Origin of the sequence: Streptomyces sp. T028, from assembly GCF_048159505.1 — a bacterium.
GTDB lineage: Bacteria > Actinomycetota > Actinomycetes > Streptomycetales > Streptomycetaceae > Streptomyces.
The window spans coordinates 1-26,935 of sequence record NZ_JBLRVZ010000007.1 but is presented as its reverse complement, the minus strand read 5'-3'; the positions used below and the strand labels follow the sequence as shown (position 1 = coordinate 26,935).

The window sequence follows — 26,935 nt, the reverse complement described above, 5'->3', positions numbered from 1 at the left end:
ATGCAGTCCATTCCCGTGGACACGGCGCGGCTGGGCGTACTGCGGTGCGCCATCGCTCCGGAAGTGAAGATCAGCAACTCCGAGACACAGGAGGTGAAGAAGGACCGGGACGGCAACCCCGTCTACACCGTGGCCGTGACCGTGCGGCAGGACCGGCGGCGGATCTCCGTCATCGAGATCGCCGTCAGCGGTGAGCCGACCGGCATCGAGGAAGGACAGATCGTGAAGGTCACCGGGCTGGTGGCGTTCATGTGGTCGATGGGCGACCGGCACGGCGTCAGCTTCCGCGCCGACGCCATCACCCCCGTTCCCGGCACCCCGGCTGTGCAGCGCAAGGGCGGTGAGGCGTGATGGAGCCCTACGTCATCGCCCTCGCCCTGGCCGTGCTGGCCTGGATGCTCGTCGTCGGTGACCTGGTACGCCGGCATCGTCCGGTGTGGCACTGGTACCTCGTCGGCTACCCGGTCACCGCCTGGCGGGTGGTGTCCACCTGGCGGCGCGTCGCCGTGCTCAACGACCTCGCCGTGTCCCGACTCCCGGCACGCACGCTCGTCGGTCACCTGCTGGTGAAAGGTGACCCGGTGCGGCCGGTGGCTCCGCGCTGCTCCTTCCCGCACGTCACCCCGATGGGGTTGTCCGTGCTGGTGCGGCTGCACGCGGGCCAGACACCGGCAACCTATCTGAAGGCGGCGGACGCGTTCGTGCACGCGTGGAAGGTCCACGCGGTGCGGGTCACCTCGCCGGAACGCGGCCTCGTGCTGCTGACCGCCATGGCACGTGATCCGCTGGAGCGGCCCGGCTTAGCCACGGCTCCGGCTGAACTCCTCTCCGCGCTGATCGGTGCGCTGGAGACGGGCGGGGCGTGGGTGATGAACCTGCGCCTGGTCCCGCACTGGCTCATCACTGGGGCCACCCGTTCGGGCAAGTCGACCCTGTTGGCCCGGCTCATCACGCAACTCGCCACGCAGCGCGTTGCCCTGGTGGGCATCGACTGCAAGGGCGGCATGGAACTCGGCCTGTTCACCGCACGCCTGACCGCGCTGGCCACGTGTCGGCGTGAGGCGGTGGCCGTGCTGTCCGCCCTGGTGGTCGACATGCAGGAGCGGATGAGCGCGTGCCGGTCGGCCGGGGTCCGCTCCATCTGGGAACTCCCGGACAAGCTCCGCCCCGTGCCGGTCGTGGTCCTGGTCGACGAGATCGCAGAGCTGTACCTGTCCGACGGCACCCGCGAGAGCAAGGCGGAAGCCGAACAGTGCTCCACGCTCCTGCTGCGGCTGGCCCAGCTCGGAGCCGCCCTCGGCATCCACCTGGTCGTGGCCGGCCAACGCGTCGGATCCGACCTCGGCCCCGGCGTCACCGCCCTGCGCGCCCAACTCGGCGGCCGGATCTGCCACCGGGTCAACGACCCCGGCACGGCAGAAATGACCCTCGGCGACCTCAACAAGGACGCCGTGGCCGTCGCCCAAGCCATCACCCCGGAAGAACGCGGCGTGGCCGTCTGCACCGGCCCGGACGGCGGATGGAGCCGGGCCCGCTCCCACCTGACTCCCACCGATGAGGCCGTGGCCACGGCCCGCAAGTACGGCGCGATGACCCCGGAACTGCCCCTCGTCACCCGCGCACTCGTTGCGCTGGAAGGAGAGTCGAAGTGATCAGCGAAGGCACGGCATTCACGTTCGCGGTGATCTTCGGGATCATCACCGTCCTCCTCGTCCGCTCCCGCGACGTCCGCGCCTGGGAAGCGGTCTGCGTCGGCCTCTTCGGCGTCTACCTCGGCCAGACCCCCGTGATCTTCACCATCCACGGCCTCGTGACCTGGTTCATCAGCGGCTTCTCCCACACCTGAGCAGAGAGGACACCCGACCATGCCCATGCCTCGCGTGAGGTGCCCCCACTGCAAGGGCGACGGCGCCCGTAGGACCTGGACCGGGCGCATCCGGCGCTGCCGCATCTGCCGGGGCACCGGCACCATCCGCTGAACCCCGCACTCACCCACGACCCGCCCAAGGGAGTGATCCCCATGCCCCACGGCGCACCACCCACTACCGTCCCGGCCGCTTCGGCGGCCCACCCTGGAAGGTCACCACCATCACCCCGGAGTACACCCCGGCTGACCGGCGCGCCGCCCTCGACCGCGCGGCGCGCCTGCGTCAGCTCCCCGAAACCGACCGCGACGCAATCCGCCTCGCCCAAGACCCCAAGTTCCCCCGCTGGCTGGAACAGATCACCGCAACCGGCGGCTGCTCCCATCCCGTCCACCTCTCCGGCTCCACCACCACCCTGGACGCCACGACGGGCGAGATCCTCCGCCACTACGACACCCGCAACGAACCCGGCGAACGCCTCCTCGTCCGCTGCCGCAACCGCCGCGCCACCATCTGCCCGGCCTGCTCCCGCCTCCACGCCGGAGACACCTACCACCTGGTGCGCGCCGGCCTCCTCGGAGGCAAGAACGTTCCCCCGGTCGTCCGCTACCGGCCTCGACTGTTCGTCACGCTCACTGCCCCCTCTTTCGGCCCGGTCCACCGTGCCGGGGAACAGTGCCGACCACGCAGAGATCGCCGCACCTGCGAGCATGGGTGCCCCCTCGGCTGCGGCACCGTCCACGCCCCGGATGCCCCGGCCGTCGGCCAACCGCTCTGCCCCGACTGCTACGACTACACAGCGCACGTCCTGTGGCACGCGCACGCCTCCAAGCTGTGGGACCGCTTCGTGATCGACGTAAGGCGGCGCCTGGCCTCCTCCGTCGGCCTCGTACAGTCCCGCTTCGCCGAACACGCCCGGCTGTCCTTCGCCCGCGTCGCCGAGTACCAGAAGCGGGCGGCCGTCCACGTCCATGCCGTCGTCCGCCTCGACGGCCCGAACGGATCCGACGACGAACCCCCGGCCTGGGGCACAGCAGAACTCCTCATCGATGCCGTACGCAAGTCGGCCCGGCGCGTCCTGGTCCACTCGCCCTACAGCCCGGCCGTGGGTGTGCGCGTCTTGCGCTGGGGTGGGCAGATCGACGCTCGGCCACTGCGCACCGACGGTGAAGGCCCCGATGACGACGCCGTAGCCGCGTACGTCGCCAAGTACGTGACCAAGGGAGCGAGTGAAACTGGCGCCGGTCTCGACCATTCCCTGACCACCTGGGCTGACATCGAGTCGGCGCCCGTCAGCACACACGTCCGCACCCTCATGCGCGCATGCTGGCGCCTCGGCGGCCTCCCCGAGTACGAATCCCTCCGCCTCCGCCCTTGGACCCACACCCTCGGCTACAGGGGCCACATCCTCACCAAATCCCGCGCCTACTCCACCACCTACGCAGCACTGCGCGCCGAACGCGCCCACCACATGGGCCACACCGACACCCCCGACGCGATCACCGAACACAGCTGGCGCTACATCGGATCCGGCCACACCCCCGGCGCAGCCCTCATCGCGGCCGGGATCGCCGAAGACCTCGCCACCGCACGCGAGTTCGGACGGGACGCAACGGCTGATCGCCTTCGTGGGGTGTGTACATAGTGTCCGAGACCCAAGTCATTTGGAATCCGGACAAGACGCTGTCTCCGGCGGAACGGGCTCGCCTTCTGCGGATTCTGTTTGGTCCACAACCGAACCGCACAAATGACAGAAGAGCCGACGCAGCCTCACATCTCGAAGCTAGAATGGGAGTTGACAAAGACGCCCCGGCAGCGGCTGGCACCGCCCCGGGGCTGGCCGACTGACTAGGAGTCGACATGTCCAATGTAAGCACACCTCTGCCTTCAGCGATCGAGGCAGTCAAGAACGCCGTCGGCAAACGGCTGCTTCGAGCGGTGGCCTACCTGCGCGTTTCAACCGAAGAGCAGACGAAGGGCTACGGCGTAGCGAGGCAGAACACCAAAACCACTCGCCACATTGCCAGCAAGGGTTGGGAGCACGTCGACACCTACGTCGACGAAGGCGTGTCGGGCTCCTTGGAAGCGTCGGAGCGCGGTGATCTCAAGCGGCTCATGACTGATGCCCAGAAGCAACCCCGCCCGTTCGACATCGTCGTCGTCCCTGACGGCCGCGCGATCGGACGCAAAGGGCGGGCATTCTGGCGCTGGGTCTGGGCACTGGAAGACATCGGGGTCTACGTCGCCGTCGTCGCCGACGACTACGACAACACCACTGCCGAGGGGCGCAAGAAAATGCGCCGCGATGCCGACTATGCAGAGACCGAGTGGGAAACCATCCGGGATCGCACTCAGGGCGGCTTGCAGGAGAAAGCTGAACTGATCGAGGCTGCCCACATGGGCGGGCGTCCCCCGTTCGGGTACCGGGTCGAAGGAAAGGGAACGACTGGCTCTTACCTGGTAATCAACGAACAAGAAGCCTCGTTGATCCGATACGTGCATGATCTCGTCGTGGGCGAAGGGCTGAACATCCTCCAGGCAGCAATCCGACTGAACTCGGAACGAAAATTTAATCGATCCGGCAACCCCTGGACGTATGTAAACCTCCGCGACCGAATCCTCTCCTCTGCGATTCTGGAAGGGCAAGTTCCCTTTCGCGGAAAGCACGCCAAGACCGACGACAGCGGAAATCCACTGTGGGGGGAATCCGTCACGATCAAGGTTCCGCGCATCCTGAGTGAAGAGGAGGCTGTGAACCTGAAGCGCAAGTCGGTGGTTAGGGTCATGTCGAGCCGCCGCGACTGCGCAACCTATCCACTTTCGGGGAGGGTGGTCAGCCTTTGCGGGAAGTCTTATACCGGAATCAGTCGGGCATCGACGAACTCCGGGACTCGCGAATACCGTTGCAGCGGAGGGACCAGTAGCCGGGCCGCTGGGACCAAATCGTGCGGGTGTTCCTACGTGAACGCTCAAGCTCTTGAGGATCACGTCTGGCAGGAAGTAATCAAAGTCATCGGGGACGGCCGAAAGCTGGAGGAACTGGCAGCAGAGTGGATCGGCCTTTCCGAGGGCGACAAGGCCGCGAATGTCGAGCGCATCGCGGAGCTTGACCAACAGATCGAAGATCTCGGCCAAGCCATCACCGCCGTAACCGTGGCCACAGCGAAGAAGACGCGCTCTGCTGATGCCGTCGCCGCTGCCACGGCCCTTCTCGAAGAAGAGCTTCAGCAGCTCCAGGGCCTTCGCGATGAAGCTGCCCAATGGCTTGCCGAGATGGAAGACGCGGAGCGACGGAACCGCGAACTACGAGAGCTTGCCCAGATGGCCCGGCACTCCTTCCTCAACATGGAACCGGACCAACAAGCCGACATCCTCGACCTGTTGGAAGTGAAGGTGACGTTCACCGGCCCCGTACCACATGAGTTGAAGTCCGGTACGCCTTGCCCGGTGCGCGCTTGGTACGAGTCGAGGGGGCTGGAAGTACCCGCCTCTGACCTCTCCGACGACGAGTGGGCAGCGATTGTCCCGCTGCTCCACAACCGTCCCGGCGACGCTATCAGGCGCTCGGTGAACGGCATCTTTCACAAGGCGCGTACGGGGATGTCCTGGTCGGAAGTCATCGCTGAGTTCGGCGTCACAAAGACGACGGCGGATCACTTCCGTAGGTGGTCCAAGACCGGCACCTGGAAGTTGGTCAACGACGTACTCACGCACACAGAGCGAGTGCCGGTTTGGTCCCCTGAGCTGCTGCCACCGATGACCATCGAAGGTCGCGTCGATCCCCGGATGATGCTGAGCGCCACTGAGCCATCCCGAACGGAATCCCGATGATGGTCACGCACAGGGCGATCCCGGTGACGATGTGCCCGAGGGCCAGCCACCAGCCGGCGAGGACCAGCCAGAGCACGTTGCCGACGCAGGAGGGCGCGCCCGCGTCCCGCCGTTCGACCGTGGTGTAGCCGAAGGGCCAGAGGGCGTAGACGCCGATACGGAAAGCGGCAATGCCAAACGGAATGCCGATGATCGTGACGCAGAGCAGCAGGCCCGCGAGGAGGTAGGCGAGGAACAGCCAGAAACCGCTCAGGACGAGCCAGATGACGTTCAGAATGGTCTTCACTGGTGGCGACCTGCCATTTTCTCGAGCCGGGCGATGCGCTCCGCCATCGGCGGATGCGTGGAGAACATCTTGGTGAGTCCCTGACCCGGGCGGAAGGGATTCGCGATCATCATGTGGCTCGCGGTCTCGATCCGGGGCTCGGGGGGCAGTGGGAGCTGTTTGGTACCCATCTCCAGTTTGCGCAGGGCACTGGCGAGGGCAAGCGGGTCGCCGGTGAGCTGGGCTCCGGAGGCGTCCGCCTCGTACTCCCGGGAGCGGCTGATGGCGAGTTGGATGAGGCTGGCGGCGAGCGGGCCGAGGATCATGATCAGGAGCATGCCCAGGAGACCGGGACCGTCATCGTCGTCGGAGCGGCCGATCGGGATCAGCCAGGCGAAGTTGACCAGGAACATGATCACGGAGGCGAGGGCGCCGGCCACCGAGGAGATGAGGATGTCGCGGTTGTAGACGTGGCTGAGTTCATGGCCGATGACTCCGCGCAGCTCCCGCTCGTCGAGGATGCGCAGGATGCCCTCGGTGCAGCACACGGCGGCGTTGCGCGGGTTGCGGCCGGTGGCGAAGGCGTTGGGTGCCTCGGTCGGGGAGATGTACAGCCGGGGCATGGGCTGGCGGGCCTGGGTGGAGAGGTCCCGGACCATCCGGTACAGGGCGGGTGCCTCGAACTCGCTGACCGGACGGGCGCGCATCGCGCGTAGCGCCAGTTTGTCGCTGTTCCAGTACGCGTACGCGTTCGTCCCGAGGGCGATCACGACCGCGACGACGAGCCCCGTGCGGCCGAAGAAGCTGCCGATGACGATGATGAGCGCGGACAGTCCCCCGAGGAGTACTGCCGTCCTGAGCCCGTTGTGCCGGCGGTGCACGGTACGCCCTCCAAATCGTGCAGCAGGGGAACCCTTTGCTTGCGGATGTTCCGTCTCCGATGCCCACTGGAGCCGTGGTGTCACGTCCAGTGGACCCTCCCGTACTGGTCAACGCCAGGTGGGGGTCACTAGTTCCCTTGTGCGTACGGGCACAGGTGTGGGCCGTCGGGGTGACGGCGGGGTGCAGGGCGTGTCGGTGGGCGCGTACGCGCGCGTGGGGCGCTCAGAAGAGGGCGGTGTCGGTGAAGCGCAGGATCAGCTGGGGTGCTCCGGACAGGACGATGGCGAGGGCGGCGGTGAGGGTGATCGCGGCGGTGAGGGGGGCGGGGACCCGGTGCTTGACGGGTGCGCCCTCGGTTTCGCCTTCGGGGGCGCGGAACAGCAGCGCCGTCCACTGGAGGTAGTAGTACAGGGCGATCACGACGTTGACGGCCATGACGACCGCGAGCCAGCCCAGGCCCGCGTCGACGGCCGCGGAGAAGACGGTGACCTTCGCGAAGAGGCCGATGACACCCGGAGGCAGTCCGGCGAGGCACAGCAGGAAGAAGGCCAGGAGGAGCGCGGAGAGCGGGTTGCGGGCGTAGAGGCCCCGGTAGTCCGTGAGTCGGTTCTGCGGGCTCGTACGGCCCACCAGGGCGGCCACCGCGAACGCGCCGAGGTTCACGGCCGCGTACATGAGGGCGTACGCGACGGTGGAGCCGATGGCGTGCTCGGCGTCGTCGGTGTACGCGGCGGCGGCGATCGGTACGAGGAGATAGCCGGCCTGGCCGACGGAGGACCAGGCGAGCAGGCGTACGGCGCTGTACGCGCGCGTGGCCTGCTGGCGGAGGGCGCCGACGTTGCCGACGGTCATGGTGAGGGCGGCCAGCGCGGCCAGGGCGGGGCCCCAGACGTCGGCGTAGGAGGGCAGGCCGACGACCGTGACGAGGATGAGGCCGGAGAAGCCGACCGCCTTGCCGACGACGGACAGATAGGCGGCGATCGGCAGGGGGGCGCCGATGTAGGTGTCGGGCACCCAGAAGTGGAAGGGGACGGCGGCCGTCTTGAAGGCGAAGCCGACCAGGGTGAGGACGACGCCGGTCTGGGCGAGGTTGTGCAGTTGGCCGTCCACGTGCTGGATGCGGTCGGCGACCTGGGTGAGGTACAGGGTGCCGGTCGTGGCGTAGACGAAGCTGATGCCCATCAGACTGACGGCGGTCGCGGTGACGGACGACAGGAAGAACTTCAGGGCCGCCTCCGCGGACCTGCGGTCGCCGTGCCGGATGCCGACGAGGGCGAACGCGGGCAGGGAGGCGACCTCCAGGGCGACGACGAGCGTGGCGAGGTCGCGGGAGGCGGGCAGCAGGGCGGCGCCGGCGGCGGAGGACAGCAGCAGGAACCAGAACTCCCCTTCGGGGAGTCTGCCGCGTGCGTCCTTCAGGACGGTTACGGACAGGAGGGCGGCCAGCAGGGCTCCGCCGAGGACCAGGAACTGGATGACGAGGGTGAAGCGGTCGGCCGTGTAGCTGCACGCGCTGGGGTCGTCGGTCAGGCAGAACGTGGAGCGGTCGCCGTCCAGGAGAGGCAGCAGGAGGGCCGTGGAGGCGGCGAGTCCGGCGACGGAGAGCCAGCCGAGGAGCGGCTTGCGGGCGTCGGCCACGAACAGGTCGGCGACCAGGACGACGAGGGCGACGACCGCCGCGAGCGTGGGCGGGGCGATCGCGAGCCAGTCGACGGACTGGACCAGCGACTCGGCCAGGGGCTGGGCCGGGGAGCTCATCGGTTGCCTCCTGCGAGGAGCTGCTGCACGGCCGGGTCGGTCAGGCCGAGGAGGGCCTTCGGCCACAGGCCGGCTACGACGGTGAGGGCGACGAGCGGGGTCCAGGCCGCGAACTCGTACGACTGGACGTCGGCGAGCTTCGGGGCGTCCTGCGGCAGGGCGCCCATGCAGACCCGGCGGACCACGACGAGGAGGTACGCGGCCGTCAGCAGGGTGCCGAACACGGCGATCGCCGTGAAGGTGAGGAAGGCGGGACGGCTGAGGTCGGCCGCCGGGTCGAACGCGCCGAACATGGCCAGCATCTCGCCCCAGAATCCGGCGAGGCCGGGCAGCCCGAGCGAGGCCACCGCGGCGAAGGCGAGCAGCCCGCCGAGGCGGGGTGCCTTGCCGTAGAGCGCGGCGCCGGTCTGTTCGGCGAGGGCGTCCAGGTCGGTGGTGCCGGTGCGGTCCTTCAGGGCGCCGACCAGGAAGAAGAGCAGGCCGGTGATGAGTCCGTGGGCGATGTTGGCGAACAGGGCGCCGTTCACTCCGGTCGGGGTCGTCGAGGCGATGCCGAGCAGGACGAAGCCCATGTGGCCGACGGAGGAGTAGGCGATCAGGCGCTTGAGGTCGCCCTTCGCGCCCTGCTTGGCGAGGGCCAGGCAGGCCAGGGATCCGTAGATGATCCCGACGACGGCGAAGGCGGCGAGGTAGGGCGCGAAGGTGTGGAAGCCGTCGGGCGCGATCGGAAGGAGGATCCGGACGAACCCGTACGTGCCCATCTTCAGCAGGACACCGGCCAGCAGGACTGAGCCGACGGTCGGGGCGGCGGTGTGGGCGTCGGGCAACCAGCTGTGCAGGGGCCACATCGGGGTCTTGACCGCGAGCCCGATCCCGATCGTCAGAACAGCGATGACCTGCACGGACGTACTCAGCGACCGGCCGTTGTCAGTGGCGAGTGCCACCATGTCGAAGGTGCCCGCCTTGATTCCGATCAGGAGCAGGCCGAGCAGCATGACCACGGATCCGAGCAGCGTGAAAAGGATGAACTTCCAGGCCGCCCGGGTCCGGCCCTCGCCGCCCCAGCGGGCGATGAGGAAGTACATCGGGATGAGGACCATCTCGAAGGCGAGGAAGAACAGCAGCAGGTCGAGGACGGCGAATGTGGCGAGGGTGCCGGACTCGAGGACGAGCAGCAGCGCGACGAAGGCCTTCGGGGTCGGCCCCGCGGGCATCTTGAAGTACGAGTAGAGCGCGCAGAGGAAGGTCAGCAGCGCGGTCAGGACCAGGAGGGGGAGGGAGATGCCGTCGATGCCGAGATGGATGCGTACGTCGAGTGCCGGGATCCAGCTGATGTCCGTGCGGGCCTGCATCTTCGACGGGTGGTCGTGGTCGAAGCCCAGTGCGAGGACGATCGCCGCGACGAGGATCACGCCGGTGACCGTGACACCGTGCCGGAGCACGGCCTGCTCGGGTGACTTCCCCTTCAGTCCGGGCGGGGCGGGCAGCAGAGCGGCGGCGGCGCCGAGAAGCGGTCCGACGACGACGAACGCCAGAAGGAACTGCATCACGGACTCGTTGATATCGATCACGCCTGCTCACGCTCCCGAGGCGACGAGGAGGACGGCGACCGCCAGGACGACGGTGCCGGCGAGCAGCGCGCTCACATAGGTCTGGACGTTGCCGGTCTGGGCGCGCCGTACGGCCGCGCCGAGCCAGCGGGGAAGTGCGCCCGCGCCGCGTACGTAGGTGTCGACGACCTCGCGGTCGAGGAACCGGACAAGGCTCGCGCCGCCCTGGACTGGGCGGACGAACAGCGCCGAGTACACGGCGTCGAGGTGGAAGCCGACGGCCGCGTGACGGTACAGCGGGCCGAGCAGGAGCCGTCCGGGGTCCGCCGGGTCGGGCGCCGAGGCCATGTCTCCGTAGGCGGGCGCGTGGGTCGCGATGGCCTCGGCCTCGACCTGGGCCGCGTCGCCCTCGGGGTGCGCGGCGACCGCGCCCAGGGGAGCGACGACGGTGAGGGGCCTGAGGTGGCGCCAGGCGGCGTACGCGATGAGCGCGCCGGCCAGGGCCACGCCCGTGCCGAGCACGGAGGTGGTGACGGTCGGGGCGAGGTCGTTGCCGTCGAACCAGCCGGGGAGCGTGCGGTAGGCGAGCGCGCCGAGGCCGAGGGACGGGACGGCGAGAACCCACAGCACGACGGTCATGGTCAGCGGCTGGCGGCCATGGTCGGGGGCCTCGACGCCCCGGCCGTGGAAGGCCAGCAGCCACAGACGGGTCGCGTAGGCGGCGGTGAGGAGGGCGGTGGCCAGTCCGGCGACGAGGACGAGCCAGCCGGCGGCGCCGGGGGCGTGCTCGGTGTGGCCGGTGGTGACGTGCTCGGCGGCACCGAGGACGGACTCCTTGGAGAAGAAGCCGCTGAACGGCGGGATCGCGGCGAGCGCGAGGAGCGCCACGGTCATCGTCCAGTAGGCGTCGGGGACGCGCTCACGCAGCCGGCTCATCCGGGACATGGCGGCGAGCGAGTTGGTGCCGGCGGCGTGGATGATCACGCCGGCGGCGAGGAACAGCAGGGCCTTGAAGGCGCCGTGCGAGAGGAGGTGGAAGACGGCGGCCGAGCGGTCGCCGACGGCGAGGGCACCGGTCATATAGCCGAGCTGGCCGATCGTCGAGTAGGCGAGGACGCGCTTGATGTCGTCCTGCGCGAGCGCCGCGAGGCCGGAGCCGACCATCGTGACGGCGGCCATCACGGCGAGGACGACCATGGCGGCCTGGGAGGCCTCGAAGACCGGGAGGAGCCGGGCGATGAAGTAGACACCGGCGGCGACCATCGTCGCGGCGTGGATCAGCGCGGAGACGGGGGTGGGGCCGGCCATCGCGTCGGGGAGCCAGGTGTGCAGCGGGAACTGCGCGGACTTGCCGGCCACGCCGGCGAGGAGCAGCAGGGCGACGACGGTCGGGTGGTCGAGGCCGCCGTGGGAGACGGCGCCGAGGACTTTCGTGATCTCGAAGGAGCCGGCGTCGGTGGCGAGGGCGAACAGGCCGATCAGGAAGGGGACGTCGCCGAGCTTGGTGACCAGGAAGGCCTTGAGGGAGGCGGCGCGGGCCTCCGGGGTCTCCCAGTAGTGGCCGACGAGGAAGTAGGAGCAGATGCCCATGACTTCCCAGCCGACCAGCAGCACGATCAGGTCGCCGGTGTAGACGACCAGGAACATCGCGGAGGTGAACAGGGAGACGAGCGCGGCGTACGAGGGGTAGCGCGGGTCCTCGCGAAGGTAGCCGGTCGAGTAGATCTGCACACAGGTGGCGACGGTGCCGACCAGGACGGCGACCAGGGCGGCGAAGCCGTCGATGTACAGGGAGAGCTCGATCGGGATCGAGCCGGTGGGGGTGAGTTCGGTGGCCGCGGTGATGGCGGCGTCGCCGCCCTGGCGTACGGCGACCACGGCGGCCAGGGCCAGGGAGGTGAGGGTCGGCAGGACCGCGAGGGGGCGGACGAATCCGGGGGCGTTGCGCCCGAGGAGCAGTCCGGCCACCGCGCCCAGGAACGGAAGGAGAGGGACGAGTACGGCGAGGGTGGTCGTGGTCACGCGGTGGCCTCAGCCTTCTCGGTGCCCGGCCCGGTCTCTGCGGTGTCGGTCTCGGGGATGTCGCTCTCGTGGCCCTCGGCGGTGTCGCGGAGCCGGTCGATGTCCGAGGTGCCGCGGGCCCGGTACACGGCGAGGACGATGGCCAGGCCGATGCCGATCTCGGCGGCGGCGATGGCGATGGTGAACAGGGTCAGGGCCTGCCCGGAGTGCAGGGTCTCCTCGGCGGCCCGGCTGAGCCAGACGTCGAAGGCGACAAGGTTGAGGTTGACGGCGTTGAGCATCAGCTCGACCGACATCAGGACCAGGATCGCGTTGCGACGGGCGAGGACGCCGTAGAGACCGGTGCAGAAGAGGAGGGCGGCGAGAACGGCGGGATAGGCGAGGTGCATCAGCGGGCGCCTTCCTGCTCGGCCGGGGAACCTGAAATTTCTTCGCCACTTTCTGTGACGGTCCGGGAACTCCTGGTGACACCCCGGGCGTTCACGGGGGGAGAGCTCGCATCCGACTCCGCCCTCGCCTTGCGGGACAGGACGATCGCGCCGACCAGGGCCGCGAGGAGGAGGACGGAGAGGGCCTCGAAGGGAAGGACCCAGTTCTGGAAGAGGCTCGCTCCGGTGACCTCGGTGGAGCCGGCGGCGGGGCCGTCCAGGTCGATCCAGGTGGTGCGGAAGGCATCGACGACCACCCAGACGAGCGCGGCAGCCGCGGCGACGGCGACCGTCAGGGCGGCCCAGCGGTTGCCGGAGTCGGCGTCCGGGGAGCGGCCGATGGGCGCCTTGGTGAGCATCAGACCGAAGAGAAGGAGGACGACGACGGAACCGACGTAGATGAGGACCTGCACCCAGGCGATGAACTCGGCGGTGAGCAGGAGGTACTCGACGGCGAGGCCGCCGAGGGCGACCACCAGCCACAGGGCGGCGTGGACCAGCTGTCGGCTGGTGACGGTGACGAGGGCGGCGCCCAGGGTGGCCAGGCCGACGAGGACGAACGCGATCTCGACCCCGGTCGGGGAGAGGAAGCCGTGCGGCGCGGCGGCCAGGGCCGCTGCAGCGGAGGAGGAGGCGGGGGTCACGACTCTCCTCCCTGGGGCTCGGAGGGCTCGCCGGGCGCGGTGGCCTCGGTGGCCTCCGTGGGCTGGGCCTGGGCGGCGGCCAGTTTCTCCGCCGTCTTACGGGCGGCGGAGATCTCCTTCGGCTCCTCGGCGGCGGGGTCGAGGGCGGGCGGCGCCGGGACCGTCCACATCCACTCGCGGAGCTTGTCCCGCTCGTGGGTGAGCTCGCGGATGTCGGTCTCGGCGTACTCGAACTCCGGGGACCAGAACAGGGCGTCGAAAGGACACACCTCGATGCAGATACCGCAGTACATGCACAGGGAGAAGTCGATGGCGAAGCGGTCGAGGACGTTGCGGCTGCGCTCACGGCCGCCCGGGGCGGCGGGCGGGACCGTCTCCTTGTGGGAGTCGATGTAGATGCACCAGTCGGGGCACTCACGGGCACAGAGCATGCAGACCGTGCAGTTCTCCTCGAACAGGCCGATCACGCCCCGGGTGCGGGGCGGGAGCTCCGGCTGGGCGTCCGGGTACTGCTCGGTGACGGACTTCCTCGTCATCGTGCGGAGGGTGACGGCCAGGCCCTTGGCGAGGCCGGAGCCAGGAATGGGGGCCACTAGGAGATCACCACCTTGACGACGCCGGTGAGGGCGATCTGGGCGAGAGAAAGGGGGACGAGGAGGGTCCAGGAGAGCTTCTGGAGCTGGTCCTCGCGCAGCCGGGGATAGGTCACACGCAGCCAGATGACGACGAAGGCGAGGACGGCCGCCTTCAGCAGGGTCCACACCCAGCCGAGGCCGTCGGCGCCCCAGGGGCCGTGCCAGCCGCCCAGGAAGAGGACGGTGGTCAGACCGCACAGGACGACGATCCCGGCGTACTCGGCGAGGAGGAACAGGGCGAATCGCAGACCCGTGTACTCGGTGTACGCGCCGAAGATGATCTCGGAGTCGGCGACGGGCATGTCGAAGGGCGGACGCTGCAGTTCGGCGAGGCCGGCGACGAAGAAGACGATCGCGCCGACGATCTGCCAGGGCAGCCACCACCACTCGAAGGCGTCGACGATGCCGGGCAGGGAGACCGTGCCGGCCGCCATCGCCACCGAGGCGGCGGTGAGCAGCATCGGGAGTTCGTAGGCGAGGAGCTGGGCGGCGGTGCGCAGGCCGCCGAGGAGGGAGAACTTGTTGGCGCTGGCCCAGCCGGCCATGAGGGAGCCGAGCACGCCGACGCCCATCACGGCGAGGACGAAGAACACGCCCGCGTCCAGGACCTGGCCGACGGCGCCCTCGCCGGGGCCGATCGGGATGGCGAGCAGGACGAGGAGGTACGGCAGGAGGGCGACGGCGGGGGCGAGCTGGAAGATACGGCGGTCCGCGCCGGCGGGGACCACGTCCTCCTTCTGCGCGAACTTCACCCCGTCCGCGATGAGCTGGGCCCAGCCGTGGAAGCCGCCGGCGTACATCGGGCCGAGGCGGCCCTGCATATGGGCCATCACCTTGTGCTCGGTCTGCCCGACGATCAGGGGGAAGGTGAGGAAGACGGCGAAGACGAGCAGGAGTCGCAGGGTGACGTCGAGAGCGTCGTTCACTGCGGGCCTCCTGACGGGGGTTCGGGGTCGGCGTCCGGGTCGGGGCCGGGGCCGGACGGCTTGCGGGCCGGGGGCTGTTCGGGCTCCGGTCGCCGCTCCGGCTTTGGCTCCGGCTTCGAGGTGGACTCCTGGCGTGGTTGCGGTTGCACCGGCTTCTCCCCCGGGCCCGGCTGCCCGGTGGCTTGCTCCGGCTCCGGCTGCACGTGGGGCCGATCCGGTTGGTTCGGCGTGTGCTTCGGTGCCGGCTCGTCGAAGGCCGGGCGGGCGTGATGCCAGGGGGCGTCGGAGCTGCGGGAGGTCCGGGCAGGGCCGGTGGGGGTGTCCGGGGCTGCTGCTTCCCCGGCAGGCGTTGCGGGCTCGGCGGGCTTGGCGGGCTCGGCAGGTGTTGCGGGCTCGGCAGACCCGGTGGCCTCGGAGAGAGTTGCGTCCTCGGTGGGCTGGGTGCCCTCGGTGCGTTGGGACGAGGAGCCTCCGCTTGCGGTTCTCGTTCGGCGGGGGCCGGCAGGGGGCTGGGGGGCGACGGGGCCCGGGGGCGTGGCGGGGGCCGTCGGGGTCGTCTGGCTGGCGGAGCCCTCCGCTGCTGTGCGGGTGCGGCGGGCGGGGCGTTCGCCGGGTGCCGGGCGGGCCGGGCGGTCGCCGACGGCTCGGCCGGCTGCCCCTCCGCGGGCCGGGGCGGGTGGGAGCTGGCCCTTGAGGGGGCCCCACTCGTTCGGGTCGGGCACGCCGGGGGGCAGCGTCTGTCGGCGCTTGGGGCCGCCGTGCGCCGCACCCGCCGCGGGCTCCCCCGGTTCCTTGGCGCCGGGCCACGCCTTGGCGACCCGGGAGGCGAGGACGAAGTCCTTGCGGAGGGGGTGGCCTTCGAAAGTCTCAGGGAGGAGGAGGTGGTCCAGGGAGGGGTGGCCCTCGAAAGCGACGCCGAACATTTCGTGGGTCTCGCGTTCGTGCCAGGCTGCGCCCGCGTAGACGTCGACGGCGGAGGCGAGGGCCGGGGCCTCGTGCGGGACGGTCGTGCGCAGGAGAAGGCGGCGGACCGGGGCGAGCGCGACGACGTGGGCGGAGACGCGGAAGCCGGTGCCGGGTTCGTCGACGGCGCTCAGCCAGTCGAAGTAGGTGCAGGAGAGTTCGTCGCGGGCGGTGCGCAGGGCGGTGGTCCAGGCCGCGGGCGGGACGTCGACGGTCAGGACGTCGTAGGACTCCTCGGCCGTGGCGTCCGTACCGAAGAGGTCCTCGACGGGGGCGGGCAGCCAGCCGGTAGTGGTCATCGGACGGCCTCCGGGCCCGTGGACGGCTGGGCGGCCGGCGGCTTCACCAGGTCGCTCTGCAGGGCGGCGGCCGACGGGCGGTGGGTGCCGTAGCGCTCGTGCAGGGACTCCCGGGCGATCTTCTCCTGGAGCTTGAGGATGCCCTGGAGGAGGGCCTCGGGGCGGGGCGGGCAGCCGGGGACGTAGACGTCGACGGGGATGATCTGGTCGACGCCCTTCGTCACGGAGTACGAGTCCCAGTAGGGGCCGCCGCAGTTGCTGCAGGCGCCGAAGGAGATGACGTACTTCGGCTCGGGCATCTGCTCGTACAGGCGCTTCACGGCCGGGGCCATCTTGTCCGTGACCGTGCCGGAGACGACCATCAGGTCGGCCTGGCGGGGGCCCGGGGCGAAGGGGATGACGCCGAGGCGGATGAAGTCGTGGCGGGCCATCGACGCGGCGATGAACTCGATGGCGCAGCAGGCGAGGCCGAAGTTGAAGACCCAGAGCGAGTAGCGGCGGCCCCAGTTGAGGACGACCTTCATCGGCTCGGGGGCGAGGCGGGCGAGGGCGCCCAGGCGCTTGGGCTCCGGGAGGAGAACGGGTGCGGAGGCTGTCGCTTCGGCGGAAGCGGTCGCCTCTGGGGTCACGTCCATGTCAGGACGCCCTTCTTGTATGCGTACAGCAGGCCTACGGCGAGGAAGCCGAGGAAGATGAACATCTCCACGAGGGTCGTGGCGCCGTAGCCGGGGGCGGCGAAGACCGTCGCCCAGGGGAACAGGAAGATCGAGTCGACGGCGAAGATGACATAGAGGAAGGCGTAGACGTAGTAGCGGACCTGGGTGTGTGCCCAGCCCTCGCCGACGGGGTCGACGCCGCACTCGTACGTCAGGAGCTTCTCGGGGGTCGGCACCACGGGGCGCAGCAGGCGTCCGGCGCCGAAGGCGACGGCCACGAACAGCACGCCGACGACGGCGAGCAGTCCGACGACCGAATAGGACCGGAAGTAGTCCGCCGCGATCTCGACGGTCGGTTCCCGCACGTCCGTCCCCTCGCTCCCTGACCTCAGCCTCTTCGGCTTCTTCGGCCACTCGGGCCTCTTCGACGATCTGTACGCACGGAGTCTAGGCCCTGATAAAGGGGCGGTAAGCAGCCCGTCATGCCTTGGACCGGGAGACGGGGGTTTTCCCCAGGGGGCCTGGGCGGGGAACCTCATGGCGCGGGGGCCCGCGGCCCGGCAGGCTAGCCCATATGACCACTTCCCACCAGCCCGGCGACCGCCGCCCCCACGACCATCGCCCCCACGACCGTCGGCCCGACGGCCATCGGCCCGAGGGCGGTCGACTCGACGACGGGTTGCCGCCGGTGAAGCCTGCTCTCGATGTGCAGACGTGGAAGGAGATCGCGCATCTTCTGGCGAATCTTCCGATGTCGTTGTTCGGGTTCGTCTATGTCATGACGGTGTTGTTCACGGGCGCCTCGCTGACCATCACCGTGGTCGGGTTGCCGCTGCTCGCGCTGGGTCTGGCGGGTGCGCGGCTGGTGGGCCGGTTCGAGCGGGGGCGGGCGCGGCTGCTGCTCGGGGTACGGATCGACGAGCCGAGCCCGCTGCCGTTGCGCCGGGCGGGCGGGCCCGTCGCGCGGATGTGGCTGGCGTTGAAGGATCCGGTGGCCTGGCGCACGGTGCTCTACGACTTCATCCGGTTGCCGTGGGGGATCCTCACCTTCAGTGTCGTACTTCCCGCCCTGTTCGTGCTGTGGCCGGTCCTGCCATACCTCGCGCGGGGGCTGACCAATGCGGACCGGGCGATGGTGCGGGCGCTGCTGTCGCCGTCCGACGAGCTGGAGCGGCGGATCGCGGAGCTGGAGTCGGACCGGGGGGTCGTGGTGGACACGGCGGCGGCGGATCTGCGGCGCATCGAGCGGGATCTGCACGACGGGGCGCAGGCCCGGCTGGTCAATCTGGCGATGGGGCTGGGGCTGGCGAAGGAGAAGCTGCAGGAGGGGCAGGCCGACGACGCCGTGGCGGCCATGGTCGAGGAGGCGCACGGCGAGGTGAAGCTCGCGCTGCAGGAGCTGAGGGATCTGGCGCGGGGTATTCATCCGGCGGTGCTGACCGACCGGGGGCTGGACGCCGCGCTGTCGGCGGTGGCCTCGCGGTGCACGGTGCCGGTGAAGGTGACCGTCGATCTGGCGTCCAGGCCGGCGCAGGCCATCGAGGGGATCGCCTACTTCACCGTGTCGGAGCTGCTGCAGAACATCAGCAAGCACAGCGGGGCGCGGTCGGCCTCGGTGGATGTGTGGCGGACGGACGAGCGGCTGCTCATCCAGGTCGGGGACGACGGCCGGGGCGGGGCGCGGCTCGACGCGGGGACGGGGATGCGGGGGCTCGCGGACCGGCTGGACGCCGTCGACGGGGTGTTCGTGGTGGAGTCGCCGGTGGGGGGTCCCACGACGGTGACGGCAGAGCTGCCCTGGCGGGAGCGGGAACCGGAGCGGGGCGCTGCGGCCCGTAGGGGTGAGGGGTAGGGAAAACCCCCCTTCCGACAGACCGACGGACTGGATGGCCCCTGGGGGCGGTGCCGAGGAGGGTGGAGGTGGGTCACAGCAGCTGCGCGATGCGCGGGGCGAGTGGAGACGAGCAGAACGGACGGCGCCGATGGCCACGCAGTACGGGCAGTCTGGGCAGTACGGGCGTTACGACGGGGAGTACGAGGAGTACAGGGAGCACGGGGAATCGTACGGGGGCCATGGGATGCGGCGGCGTCGGCTGCCGGCCGCGTTGGTCGAGCCGGTCAGTGGGCGGCACTGGCGTGAGCTCGCCTATGTGCTGACCGGATTCCCGGTGAGCGTCGCGTTCTTCGTCTTCACCGTGACCATGCTGTCGGTCGGGGCGGGGCTGCTGGTGACGTTCCTCGGCATCCCGGTGCTGGCGGCGGGGCTGGCGGCCTGCCGGGGCTTCGGGGCGCTGGAGCGGGCGCGGGCGCGGGGGCTGCTGGGGCTTCAGGTGCGGGATCCGGAGCCGTTGCGGGTGCGCGGGCGGGACGGGCGTGCCGGGGTCATGGCGTGGATGGGGGCCGTTTTGAGGAGCGGGAGCTCGTGGCGGCATGTGCTGTTCGTGCTGGTGCAGTTTCCGTGGGCGGTGTTCTCGTTCTGCGTGACGGTCACCGTGTGGGCGTTCGGCTGGACGATGCTGACGTATCCGCTGTGGTGCTGGCTGTTCCCGATGTACGGCGGGCAGGACGGCCTTCAGCTGTACGGCGACGAGCACCACCAGGTGTATCTGGACAACCCCTTCGAGATCACCGTCACGGCGTCGGTGGGGCTGCTCGTGACGCTGGCGACGCCGTGGATCGTGCGGGCGCTGACGACGGTGGACCGGCTGCTGGTGCACGGGCTGCTCGGGCCGTCGCGGCTGGCGTCGCGGGTGGTGGAGCTGGAGTCGGACCGGGGGGTCGTGGTGGACACGGCGGCGGCGGATCTGCGGCGGATCGAGCGGGATCTGCACGACGGGGCGCAGGCGCGGCTGGTGGCGCTGGCGATGGATCTGGGGCTGGCGAAGGAGAAGTTGCGGGAGGATCCGCAGGCTGCGGCGCGGATGGTGGACGAGGCGCACGGTGAGGTGAAGACGGCGCTGCAGGAACTGCGGGATCTGGCGCGGGGCATTCATCCTGCGGTGCTGACCGACCGGGGGCTGGACGCCGCGCTGTCGGCGGTGGCCTCGCGGTGCGCGGTGCCGGTGCGGGTGGAGGTGGATCTGGGGTCGCGGCCGGTTGCGGCGATCGAGGGGATCGCTTATTTCACCGTGTCCGAGTTGCTGCAGAACGTGAGTAAGCACAGTGGGGCACGGGCGGCTTCGGTGGATGTGTGGCGGGTGGAGGATCGGTTGATGTTGCAGGTGGTGGATGACGGGGTGGGGGGTGCGGAGGTTTCTGGGGGGTCTGGGTTGGCGGGGTTGGCGGAGCGGTTGGATGCGGTGGACGGGGTTCTGGTGGTGGATTCGCCGGTCGGGGGGCCTACGCGGGTGACTGCGGAGCTGCCGTGGCGGGCGTGAGTTTCTCGCCCCCGCCGCCCTTACCCTTCCCATCCCCCAGGGGCTTCGCCCCTTCGACCCCGGCGGGGCTTCGCCCCTGCACCCCACTGGGGGCTGCACCCCACTGGGGGCTGCGCCCCCAGACCCCCCGTCGGCCCTGAACGGGCCTCGTCCTCAAACGCCGGACGGGCTGAATTGGGTGGGCCGTGCCCACAGCTGCCCGTCCTCTTCGCGCCGTCCTTTCCGCCATCGGTCCATTGACAGGTGCGGAAGTGCCCATTGCTGGAATGCTGGAGGTGTTCGACTGACGGGTGGACGGCTGGCTGGGGGGCCGGGAGCGTGGAGGACAGGGTGCGGGTGGTCATCGCCGAGGATTCGGTGCTGTTGCGGGAGGGGCTGACCCGGTTGCTGACCGACCGGGGGCACGAGGTCGTCGCGGGGGTCGGGGACGCCGAGGCGCTGCTCAAGACGGTCGCCGAGCTGCATGACGAGGGGGCGCCGCCGGACGTCGTCGTCGCCGATGTGCGGATGCCGCCCACGCACACCGACGAAGGGGTGCGGGCCGCCGTACAGCTGCGGAAGGAGCATCCGGGGCTCGGTGTGCTGGTGCTGTCACAGTATGTGGAGGAAAGGTACGCCACCGAACTGCTGGCCGGTTCGAGCCGTGGAGTGGGGTATCTGCTGAAGGACCGGGTCGCCGAGGTGCGGGAGTTCGTGGACGCGGTGGTGCGGGTGGCTTCCGGGGGGACCGCGCTCGATCCGGAGGTCGTGGCGCAGCTGCTGGGGCGCAGCCGTCAGCAGGACGTGCTCGCGGGTCTCACTCCGCGTGAGCGGGAGGTGCTGGGGCTGATGGCCGAGGGGCGGACCAACTCCGCGATCGCCCGGCAGCTGGTGGTCAGCGACGGGGCCGTCGAGAAGCACGTCAGCAACATCTTCCTGAAGCTCGGGCTCTCTCCGAGTGACGGGGATCACCGTCGGGTTCTTGCGGTGCTCACCTACCTCAATTCGTGACGGAGTGGCACTGTGGCTCGACGGTGACTCGACCGTGATCAGAGTCGCGTCGGGCATCGTTCCTCGCGTGAACCGGGGAACTCGGTCGGTGCGTCTACCAGGGGGACACCGGTGAGGCGGGAAATCATGACAAGTCGGGGTGCCGGGCCGTCTCAGAGCAGTGACCGTCATACGAACGGCCGAGGGAAGGCGACCCTCACAGACGTAGGGTTGATCCATGGAGGGCCTTCGCGAAGACCCCTCCGGGACAGCCACCTCGAGGGAGGTCCAGTTCAGTGACCAGTCGGGTCAGCAGCGCAACGGGACAGACCGGGCAGGCCGAGCAGGCCGACGGGACCGTCGTGGGAGAGCAGCGCAGACCGGACGCGACGGCGAAGGACGTACGCCGTCTCGACCGGGTGATCATCAGGTTCGCGGGTGACTCGGGTGACGGTATGCAGCTCACCGGTGACCGGTTCACCTCGGAGACGGCGTCGTTCGGCAACGATCTGTCCACCCTGCCGAACTTCCCCGCCGAGATCCGCGCGCCCGCCGGGACGCTCCCCGGTGTCTCCTCGTTCCAGTTGCACTTCGCCGACCACGACATCCTCACCCCGGGCGACGCGCCCAATGTGCTGGTCGCGATGAATCCGGCGGCCCTGAAGGCGAACATCGGGGATGTGCCGCGCGGGGCGGAGATCATCGTCAACACCGACGAGTTCACCAAGCGGGCGATGCAGAAGGTGGGGTACGCGGCCTCGCCGCTGGAGGACGGTTCCCTCGACGGTTACCAGCTCCACCCGGTCCCGCTGACCACCCTGACCGTCGAGGCTCTCAAGGAATTCGACCTCACCCGCAAGGAGGCCGAGCGCAGCAAGAACATGTTCGCGCTCGGCCTCCTTTCGTGGATGTACCACCGGCCCACCGAGGGCACGGAGAAGTTCCTGAGGTCGAAGTTCGCCAAGAAGCCCGACATCGCGGCCGCCAACATCGCCGCCTTCCGCGCCGGCTGGAACTTCGGGGAGACCACCGAGGACTTCGCCGTCAGCTACGAGGTCGCTCCGGCCGCCAAGGCGTTCCCCGTGGGGACCTACCGGAACATCTCCGGGAACCTGGCCCTCGCGTACGGGCTGGTCACCGCCTCGCGCCAGGCCGATCTGCCGCTGTTCCTGGGCTCGTACCCGATCACCCCGGCCTCGGACATCCTGCACGAGCTGAGCAAGCACAAGAACTTCGGTGTGCGCACCTTCCAGGCCGAGGACGAGATCGCCGGCATCGGGGCCGCGCTGGGGGCGGCCTTCGGCGGGTCCCTGGCCGTGACAACGACCTCCGGCCCCGGTGTGGCGCTGAAGTCCGAGACCATCGGGCTCGCGGTCTCGCTGGAGCTGCCGCTGCTGGTCGTCGACATCCAGCGGGGTGGCCCCTCCACCGGGCTGCCGACCAAGACCGAGCAGGCGGATCTGCTGCAGGCCATGTTCGGGCGCAACGGCGAGGCGCCGGTGCCGATCGTGGCGCCCCGCACCCCCGCCGACTGCTTCGACGCCGCCCTGGAGGCCGCGCGGATCGCCCTGACCTACCGCACCCCGGTCTTCCTCCTCTCCGACGGCTATCTGGCCAACGGCTCAGAGCCGTGGCGGATCCCCGAGCTGGACGAGCTGCCGGATCTGCGGGTGCAGTTCACGCAGGGCCCGAACCACACCCTGGAGGACGGCACCGAGGTCTTCTGGCCGTACAAGCGGGATCCGCAGACCCTGGCCCGGCCGTGGGCGATCCCGGGCACTCCGGGGCTCGAACACCGCATCGGCGGTATCGAGAAGGAGGACGGGACCGGGAACATCTCCTACTCCCCCGCCAACCACGACTTCATGGTCCGCGTCCGCCAGGCCAAGATCGACGGCATCGAGGTCCCGGACCTCCAGGTCGACGACCCCGACCGGGCCACCACGCTCGTCCTGGGCTGGGGCTCGACATACGGGCCGATCACCGCCGCCGTACGACGGCTGCGGGCGGCCGGGGAGGCGATCGCGCAGGCGCATCTGCGGCACCTGAACCCCTTCCCGCGCAACCTGGGCGAGGTGCTGAAGGCCTACGACAGGGTCGTCGTCCCGGAGATGAACCTCGGCCAGCTCGCCACCCTCATCCGGGCGAAGTACCTGGTCGACGCCCACTCGTACAACCAGGTGAACGGCATGCCGTTCAAGGCGGAGCAGCTCGCCGCGGCGCTCAAGGAGGCCATCCATGACCACTGAGTCACTCTCCCTCGTGCCCAAGGCCGAAGCCCGGCAGTCCATGAAGGACTTCAAGTCGGACCAGGAGGTGCGCTGGTGCCCGGGCTGCGGCGACTACGCGATCCTGGCGGCCGTCCAGGGCTTCATGCCGGAACTGGGGCTGGCCAGGGAGAACATCGTCTTCGTCTCGGGCATCGGCTGCTCCTCGCGCTTCCCGTACTACCTGAACACCTACGGGATGCATTCGATTCACGGGCGGGCGCCCGCGATCGCGACCGGGCTCGCCTCCAGCCGCCGCGACCTTTCCGTCTGGGTGGTGACCGGCGACGGTGACGCCCTCTCCATCGGCGGCAACCACCTCATCCACGCCCTGCGCCGCAACGTCAACCTCAAGATCCTGCTGTTCAACAACCGGATCTACGGGCTGACCAAGGGCCAGTACTCCCCCACCTCCGAGGTCGGCAAGATCACCAAGTCGACGCCGATGGGGTCGCTGGACGCGCCGTTCAACCCGGTGTCGCTGGCGATCGGCGCGGAGGCGTCCTTCGTCGCCCGCACCATCGACTCCGACCGCAAGCATCTGACGGAGGTGCTCCGGCAGGCCGCCGCCCACCCGGGCACGGCGCTGATCGAGATCTACCAGAACTGCAACATCTTCAACGACGGCGCCTTCGACGCGGTCAAGGACAAGCAGCAGGCCGAGGAGGCGGTGATCCGGCTGGAGCACGGGCAGCCGATCCGGTTCGGGGCCGAGCAGCACAAGGGGGTCGTACGGGATGCGGCGACCGGCGATCTGCGGGTGGTCGCGGTGACGCCGGAGAACGAGGGGGAGATCCTGGTCCACGACGCGCACTCCGCGTCCGCGACCACCGCCTTCGCGCTCTCCCGCCTCGCCGACCCGGACACCCTGCACAACACCCCGATCGGCGTGTTCCGCTCCGTCGAGCGGCCGGTCTACGACACCCAGATGGCCGACCAGCTCGACACGGCCGTCGAACAGCACGGCAAGGGCGATCTGGCCGCGCTGCTGGCGGGCGGGGACACCTGGACGGTCGTCGGCTGAGCGGCCGTCAAGGGCGAGCACCACAGAAAGCCGCAGAGCACCGCAGAGCACCGCAGGTCAGAGGCACTTACCTCAGCACCAGTACCTTACTTTGAAGTGGGTACTTTCGCTGAGTTAGCGCTCCTCCTAGGGTGGTGGCAGACCCGCTACCCCCTAGGAGTTCTGAGCCATGAGCATCGTCGTCACCGGAGCCACCGGAAAGCTCGGCCGCCACGTCGTCGAGCAGCTGCTGGAGAAGGTTCCGGCGGAGCAGATCACGGCCGTCGTGCGCGACGAGTCCAAGGCCGCGGACTTCGCCGACCGCGGCGTGAAGATCGCCGTCGCCGACTACAACACCCCCGAGACCTTCGACGGCCTGTTCGGGGCCGGCGACAAGGTGCTCCTGATCTCGGGCAACGAGTTCGACAAGGGCCGCCCCGCCCAGCACCAGGTCGTCATCGACCGGGCGAAGGACGCCGGGGTCGCGCTGCTGGCGTACACCAGCGCGCCGGGCACGCTGAGCGCCGCGCTGGCCGACGACCACCGTGCCACCGAGAAGGCGCTGACCTCCTCGGGTGTGCCGTACGTGCTGCTGCGCAACGGCTGGTACCACGAGAACTACACCGAGCAGCTCGCCCCGGTGCTGGAGCACAACGCCGTCGTCAGCGCCGCCGGTGAGGGCCGGGTGTCCTCCGCCTCCCGCGCGGACTACGCGGCCGCCGCCGTCGCCGTACTGACCGGTGAGGGCCACGAGAACAAGACGTACGAGCTGGGCGGCGACGAGGCGTGGGGCTTCGCCGAGTACGCGGCCGAGCTGAGCCGGCAGACCGGCAAGGAGATCGCCTACAACGCGGTGCCCGCCGAGGCGCTCGTCTCCATCCTGACCGGCGCGGGAATGCCCGAGCACTTCGCCACGATCCTGGTCGGCGTGGACGCGTCGATCGCGGAGGGCGAGCTGGTGGTCGACAGCGGCGACCTGTCGCGTCTGGCGGGCCGCCCGACCACCCCGCTCTCCGAGGCGATCACGGCGGCGCTCAAGGGCTGACCGGCCTCTCGGCGTCTCTGAGCCTTCTCACCCCCGCCTGTCATGACCGTATGGCGATACGGGCATGACGGACGGGGGTGTTCGGCGTTACCTTCGTGCACGCGTGCGTGAAGGCACGCGAGGACATGAGAAGCGCGAGGACATGAGAAGGAGGGGCGCCCGTGGCCGGGTCGTCGAGGGGTGAGGGCCGGATAGGCCTGCTGAACGGCTTCGCGGCGTACGGGATGTGGGGACTGGTCCCCCTGTTCTGGCCTCTGCTCAAGCCCGCCGGGGCGGTGGAGATCCTCGCCCACCGCATGGTGTGGTCCCTCGCCTTCGTCGCCGCGGCCCTGGCCGTCGTACGGCGCTGGGCGTGGGCCGGCGAGCTGCTGCGGCAGCCGCGCCGGCTCGGGCTGGTGGTGATCGCGGCGGCCGTCATCACCGTCAACTGGGGCGTCTACATCTGGGCCGTGAACTCCGGGCACGTGGTGGAGGCGTCCCTCGGGTACTTCATCAACCCGCTGGTCACCATCGCGATGGGCGTGCTGATCCTGAAGGAGCGGCTGCGGCCCGTGCAGTGGGCGGCGGTCGGCATCGGTCTGGCCGCGGTGCTCGTGCTGACCGTCGGCTACGGCCGTCCACCGTGGATCTCGCTCTGTCTCGCCTTCTCCTTCGCCACGTACGGCCTGGTGAAGAAGAAGGTCAACCTCGGCGGGGTGGAGTCGCTGGCCGCCGAGACCGCGATCCAGTTCCTGCCCGCGCTGGGCTATCTGCTGTGGCTGTCGGCGGACGGCGGCTCCACGTTCGCCTCCGAGGGCGCCGGTCACGCGGCTCTGCTCGCCTCGACCGGCATCGTCACCGCGCTGCCGCTGGTGTGCTTCGGGGCCGCCGCCATCCGGGTGCCGCTGTCCACGCTGGGCCTGCTGCAGTATCTGGCGCCGGTGTTCCAGTTCCTGCTCGGGGTCGTCTACTTCGGTGAGGAGATGCCGGCGGAGCGGTGGGCCGGGTTCGGGCTGGTGTGGCTGGCGCTGGTACTGCTGACCGCCGACGCGTGGCGCTCCGCGCGGCGGACGAAGGGGGCTGTCGAGGTGCCGCAGGTTTCCCAGGCGCCGTCTGCCGCAATGGACGTGTGACTCGGCCGACGGCCTGGTTGATTGACATCCTCTCCCTCTTTTAAAAGAGGGAGATTCCAACCCAGGCGGGTTGAGGTTCACGGGCGCTCGAACGGCTGGTGGCCGTTGTCACCCCTCCGGCACCGGCTGTTCGCCGGGGGCGGGGGATCCCGCCCTGTCCTGCCGCGACGTTGTGTGCTGCGTTCTCATCCGCGTTGCAGGTGAAGCCGCAGGCGGAGCAGCAGAACTCGGCTTGGTTCTTGCGCGAGTTCTTGTCGATCCATCCACAGGCACTGCACCGCAGAGATGTGTAGGGGGCGGGAACGTCCTCGACCCGGCCGGGGGCCTTGTGCTCGGTGCGCTGCCGCAGCAGTCCCCAGCCCTGGGCGAGGATCGACCGGTTCAGGCCGGACTTCTGCGCCACGTGTCTGCCGGGCTGCTCCACGGTTCCCTTCGCGG

Annotated in this window: 24 protein-coding genes and 1 pseudogene; 12 read left to right on the top strand and 13 right to left on the bottom strand. The window is 69.7% G+C overall.

The annotated features are described in order from the left end of the window. The 5 genes and pseudogenes from ACLZN2_RS07465 to ACLZN2_RS07445 form a co-directional block, all read left to right on the top strand. Complete coding sequence (locus tag ACLZN2_RS07465) at positions 1-351, top strand: hypothetical protein (protein ID WP_397799489.1); 351 nt, start codon at positions 1-3, stop codon at positions 349-351. Then, complete coding sequence (locus ACLZN2_RS07460; RefSeq protein WP_416977592.1) at positions 351-1,652, top strand: FtsK/SpoIIIE domain-containing protein; 1,302 nt, start codon at positions 351-353, stop codon at positions 1,650-1,652. Before ACLZN2_RS07465 ends, ACLZN2_RS07460 begins: the two co-directional genes overlap by 1 nt. After that, positions 1,649-1,846, top strand: coding sequence for a hypothetical protein (locus ACLZN2_RS07455; protein ID WP_340377378.1), 198 nt, complete (start codon positions 1,649-1,651; stop codon positions 1,844-1,846). Before ACLZN2_RS07460 ends, ACLZN2_RS07455 begins: the two co-directional genes overlap by 4 nt. A 299-nt stretch (positions 1,847-2,145) precedes the next feature. Next, positions 2,146-3,510 carry a replication initiator gene (locus ACLZN2_RS07450; RefSeq protein WP_416977695.1) on the top strand — a complete coding sequence of 455 codons (1,365 nt, stop codon included), beginning with the start codon at positions 2,146-2,148 and terminating at the stop codon, positions 3,508-3,510. Positions 3,511-3,725: 215 nt separating this feature from the next. Next, positions 3,726-5,546 (top strand): annotated as a pseudogene (locus ACLZN2_RS07445) (recombinase family protein); the annotation flags it as partial. Between the two features lie 25 nt (positions 5,547-5,571). On the opposite strand, the gene ACLZN2_RS07440 reads toward ACLZN2_RS07445, so the two are convergent. From ACLZN2_RS07440 to ACLZN2_RS07385, 12 genes are all read right to left on the bottom strand, one after another. Continuing rightward, positions 5,572-5,982 (bottom strand): YccF domain-containing protein, encoded by a 411-nt coding sequence (locus ACLZN2_RS07440; RefSeq protein WP_416977591.1) that lies wholly within the window; start codon positions 5,980-5,982, stop codon positions 5,572-5,574. Continuing rightward, a complete protein-coding gene (gene htpX / locus ACLZN2_RS07435; protein ID WP_416977590.1) occupies positions 5,979-6,842 on the bottom strand; it encodes a zinc metalloprotease HtpX in 864 nt (287 codons plus the stop codon). The genes ACLZN2_RS07440 and htpX overlap by 4 nt, the downstream gene beginning before the upstream one ends. Positions 6,843-7,065: 223 nt before the next feature. Then, positions 7,066-8,601: an NADH-quinone oxidoreductase subunit N gene (locus tag ACLZN2_RS07430; protein WP_416977589.1), complete on the bottom strand. Its 1,536-nt coding sequence runs from the start codon at positions 8,599-8,601 to the stop codon at positions 7,066-7,068. After that, entirely contained in the window at positions 8,598-10,172 is a 1,575-nt protein-coding gene (locus ACLZN2_RS07425; RefSeq protein WP_416977588.1) for a complex I subunit 4 family protein, read from the bottom strand. The genes ACLZN2_RS07430 and ACLZN2_RS07425 overlap by 4 nt, the downstream gene beginning before the upstream one ends. 6 nt (positions 10,173-10,178) lie before the next feature. Continuing rightward, positions 10,179-12,173, bottom strand: coding sequence for an NADH-quinone oxidoreductase subunit L (locus ACLZN2_RS07420; protein ID WP_416977587.1), 1,995 nt, complete (start codon positions 12,171-12,173; stop codon positions 10,179-10,181). Then, positions 12,170-12,562 carry an NADH-quinone oxidoreductase subunit NuoK gene (gene nuoK, locus ACLZN2_RS07415; RefSeq protein ID WP_416977586.1) on the bottom strand — a complete coding sequence of 131 codons (393 nt, stop codon included), beginning with the start codon at positions 12,560-12,562 and terminating at the stop codon, positions 12,170-12,172. The genes ACLZN2_RS07420 and nuoK overlap by 4 nt, the downstream gene beginning before the upstream one ends. Next, positions 12,562-13,245 carry an NADH-quinone oxidoreductase subunit J gene (locus tag ACLZN2_RS07410; protein WP_416977585.1) on the bottom strand — a complete coding sequence of 228 codons (684 nt, stop codon included), beginning with the start codon at positions 13,243-13,245 and terminating at the stop codon, positions 12,562-12,564. Before ACLZN2_RS07410 ends, nuoK begins: the two co-directional genes overlap by 1 nt. Continuing rightward, the gene (locus ACLZN2_RS07405) at positions 13,242-13,838 is read right to left on the bottom strand and encodes a NuoI/complex I 23 kDa subunit family protein (protein ID WP_416977584.1); all 597 of its coding nucleotides are present in this window, start codon (positions 13,836-13,838) and stop codon (positions 13,242-13,244) included. The genes ACLZN2_RS07410 and ACLZN2_RS07405 overlap by 4 nt, the downstream gene beginning before the upstream one ends. Next, positions 13,838-14,806: a complex I subunit 1/NuoH family protein gene (locus ACLZN2_RS07400; RefSeq protein ID WP_416977583.1), complete on the bottom strand. Its 969-nt coding sequence runs from the start codon at positions 14,804-14,806 to the stop codon at positions 13,838-13,840. Before ACLZN2_RS07400 ends, ACLZN2_RS07405 begins: the two co-directional genes overlap by 1 nt. Next, positions 14,803-16,068, bottom strand: coding sequence for an NADH-quinone oxidoreductase subunit C (locus ACLZN2_RS07395; protein WP_416977582.1), 1,266 nt, complete (start codon positions 16,066-16,068; stop codon positions 14,803-14,805). The genes ACLZN2_RS07400 and ACLZN2_RS07395 overlap by 4 nt, the downstream gene beginning before the upstream one ends. Beyond that, positions 16,065-16,703 carry an NADH-quinone oxidoreductase subunit B gene (locus ACLZN2_RS07390; protein ID WP_416977581.1) on the bottom strand — a complete coding sequence of 213 codons (639 nt, stop codon included), beginning with the start codon at positions 16,701-16,703 and terminating at the stop codon, positions 16,065-16,067. Before ACLZN2_RS07390 ends, ACLZN2_RS07395 begins: the two co-directional genes overlap by 4 nt. Further along, positions 16,694-17,089 (bottom strand): NADH-quinone oxidoreductase subunit A, encoded by a 396-nt coding sequence (locus ACLZN2_RS07385; protein WP_055637671.1) that lies wholly within the window; start codon positions 17,087-17,089, stop codon positions 16,694-16,696. The genes ACLZN2_RS07390 and ACLZN2_RS07385 overlap by 10 nt, the downstream gene beginning before the upstream one ends. A gap of 209 nt (positions 17,090-17,298) precedes the next feature. Between ACLZN2_RS07385 and ACLZN2_RS07380 the strand changes: the two genes are divergently transcribed. The 7 genes from ACLZN2_RS07380 to rarD all read left to right on the top strand — a co-directional run bounded on the left by ACLZN2_RS07380 (position 17,299) and on the right by rarD (position 26,497). Beyond that, the gene (locus ACLZN2_RS07380) at positions 17,299-18,576 is read left to right on the top strand and encodes a sensor histidine kinase (RefSeq protein WP_416977580.1); all 1,278 of its coding nucleotides are present in this window, start codon (positions 17,299-17,301) and stop codon (positions 18,574-18,576) included. Between the two features lie 130 nt (positions 18,577-18,706). Next, complete coding sequence (locus tag ACLZN2_RS07375) at positions 18,707-20,101, top strand: sensor histidine kinase (protein ID WP_416977579.1); 1,395 nt, start codon at positions 18,707-18,709, stop codon at positions 20,099-20,101. Between the two features lie 318 nt (positions 20,102-20,419). Next, the gene (locus ACLZN2_RS07370) at positions 20,420-21,091 is read left to right on the top strand and encodes a LuxR C-terminal-related transcriptional regulator (RefSeq protein WP_416977578.1); all 672 of its coding nucleotides are present in this window, start codon (positions 20,420-20,422) and stop codon (positions 21,089-21,091) included. Positions 21,092-21,366: 275 nt separating this feature from the next. Next, a complete protein-coding gene (locus ACLZN2_RS07365) occupies positions 21,367-23,319 on the top strand; it encodes a 2-oxoacid:acceptor oxidoreductase subunit alpha (RefSeq protein WP_416977577.1) in 1,953 nt (650 codons plus the stop codon). Then, positions 23,309-24,361, top strand: a complete 1,053-nt coding sequence (locus ACLZN2_RS07360; RefSeq protein ID WP_416977576.1) for a 2-oxoacid:ferredoxin oxidoreductase subunit beta — start codon at positions 23,309-23,311, stop codon at positions 24,359-24,361. The genes ACLZN2_RS07365 and ACLZN2_RS07360 overlap by 11 nt, the downstream gene beginning before the upstream one ends. Positions 24,362-24,530: 169 nt before the next feature. Then, positions 24,531-25,385, top strand: coding sequence for an SDR family oxidoreductase (locus ACLZN2_RS07355; protein WP_416977575.1), 855 nt, complete (start codon positions 24,531-24,533; stop codon positions 25,383-25,385). Between the two features lie 161 nt (positions 25,386-25,546). Then, complete coding sequence (rarD, locus tag ACLZN2_RS07350; RefSeq protein ID WP_416977574.1) at positions 25,547-26,497, top strand: EamA family transporter RarD; 951 nt, start codon at positions 25,547-25,549, stop codon at positions 26,495-26,497. A 40-nt stretch (positions 26,498-26,537) separates the two neighbouring features. On the opposite strand, the gene ACLZN2_RS07345 is transcribed toward rarD, so the two are convergent. Then, positions 26,538-26,935 (bottom strand): zinc ribbon domain-containing protein (locus ACLZN2_RS07345; RefSeq protein ID WP_416977573.1); only part of this gene is annotated, 398 nt, incomplete at its 5' end.

Bases quoted from the DNA above. Each gene is read 5' to 3' on its own strand.
- ACLZN2_RS07465 (WP_397799489.1), top strand. From the start codon at position 1: ATGCAGTCCATTCCCGTGGACACGGCGCGGCTGGGCGTACTGCGGTGC.
- ACLZN2_RS07460 (WP_416977592.1), top strand. From the start codon at position 351: ATGGAGCCCTACGTCATCGCCCTCGCCCTGGCCGTGCTGGCCTGGATG.
- ACLZN2_RS07430 (WP_416977589.1), bottom strand. From the start codon at position 8,601: ATGAGCTCCCCGGCCCAGCCCCTGGCCGAGTCGCTGGTCCAGTCCGTC.
- nuoK (WP_416977586.1), bottom strand. From the start codon at position 12,562: ATGCACCTCGCCTATCCCGCCGTTCTCGCCGCCCTCCTCTTCTGCACC.
- ACLZN2_RS07395 (WP_416977582.1), bottom strand. From the start codon at position 16,068: ATGACCACTACCGGCTGGCTGCCCGCCCCCGTCGAGGACCTCTTCGGT.
- ACLZN2_RS07390 (WP_416977581.1), bottom strand. From the start codon at position 16,703: ATGGACGTGACCCCAGAGGCGACCGCTTCCGCCGAAGCGACAGCCTCC.
- ACLZN2_RS07380 (WP_416977580.1), top strand. From the start codon at position 17,299: ATGACCACTTCCCACCAGCCCGGCGACCGCCGCCCCCACGACCATCGC.
- ACLZN2_RS07375 (WP_416977579.1), top strand. From the start codon at position 18,707: ATGGCCACGCAGTACGGGCAGTCTGGGCAGTACGGGCGTTACGACGGG.
- ACLZN2_RS07360 (WP_416977576.1), top strand. From the start codon at position 23,309: ATGACCACTGAGTCACTCTCCCTCGTGCCCAAGGCCGAAGCCCGGCAG.
- ACLZN2_RS07355 (WP_416977575.1), top strand. From the start codon at position 24,531: ATGAGCATCGTCGTCACCGGAGCCACCGGAAAGCTCGGCCGCCACGTC.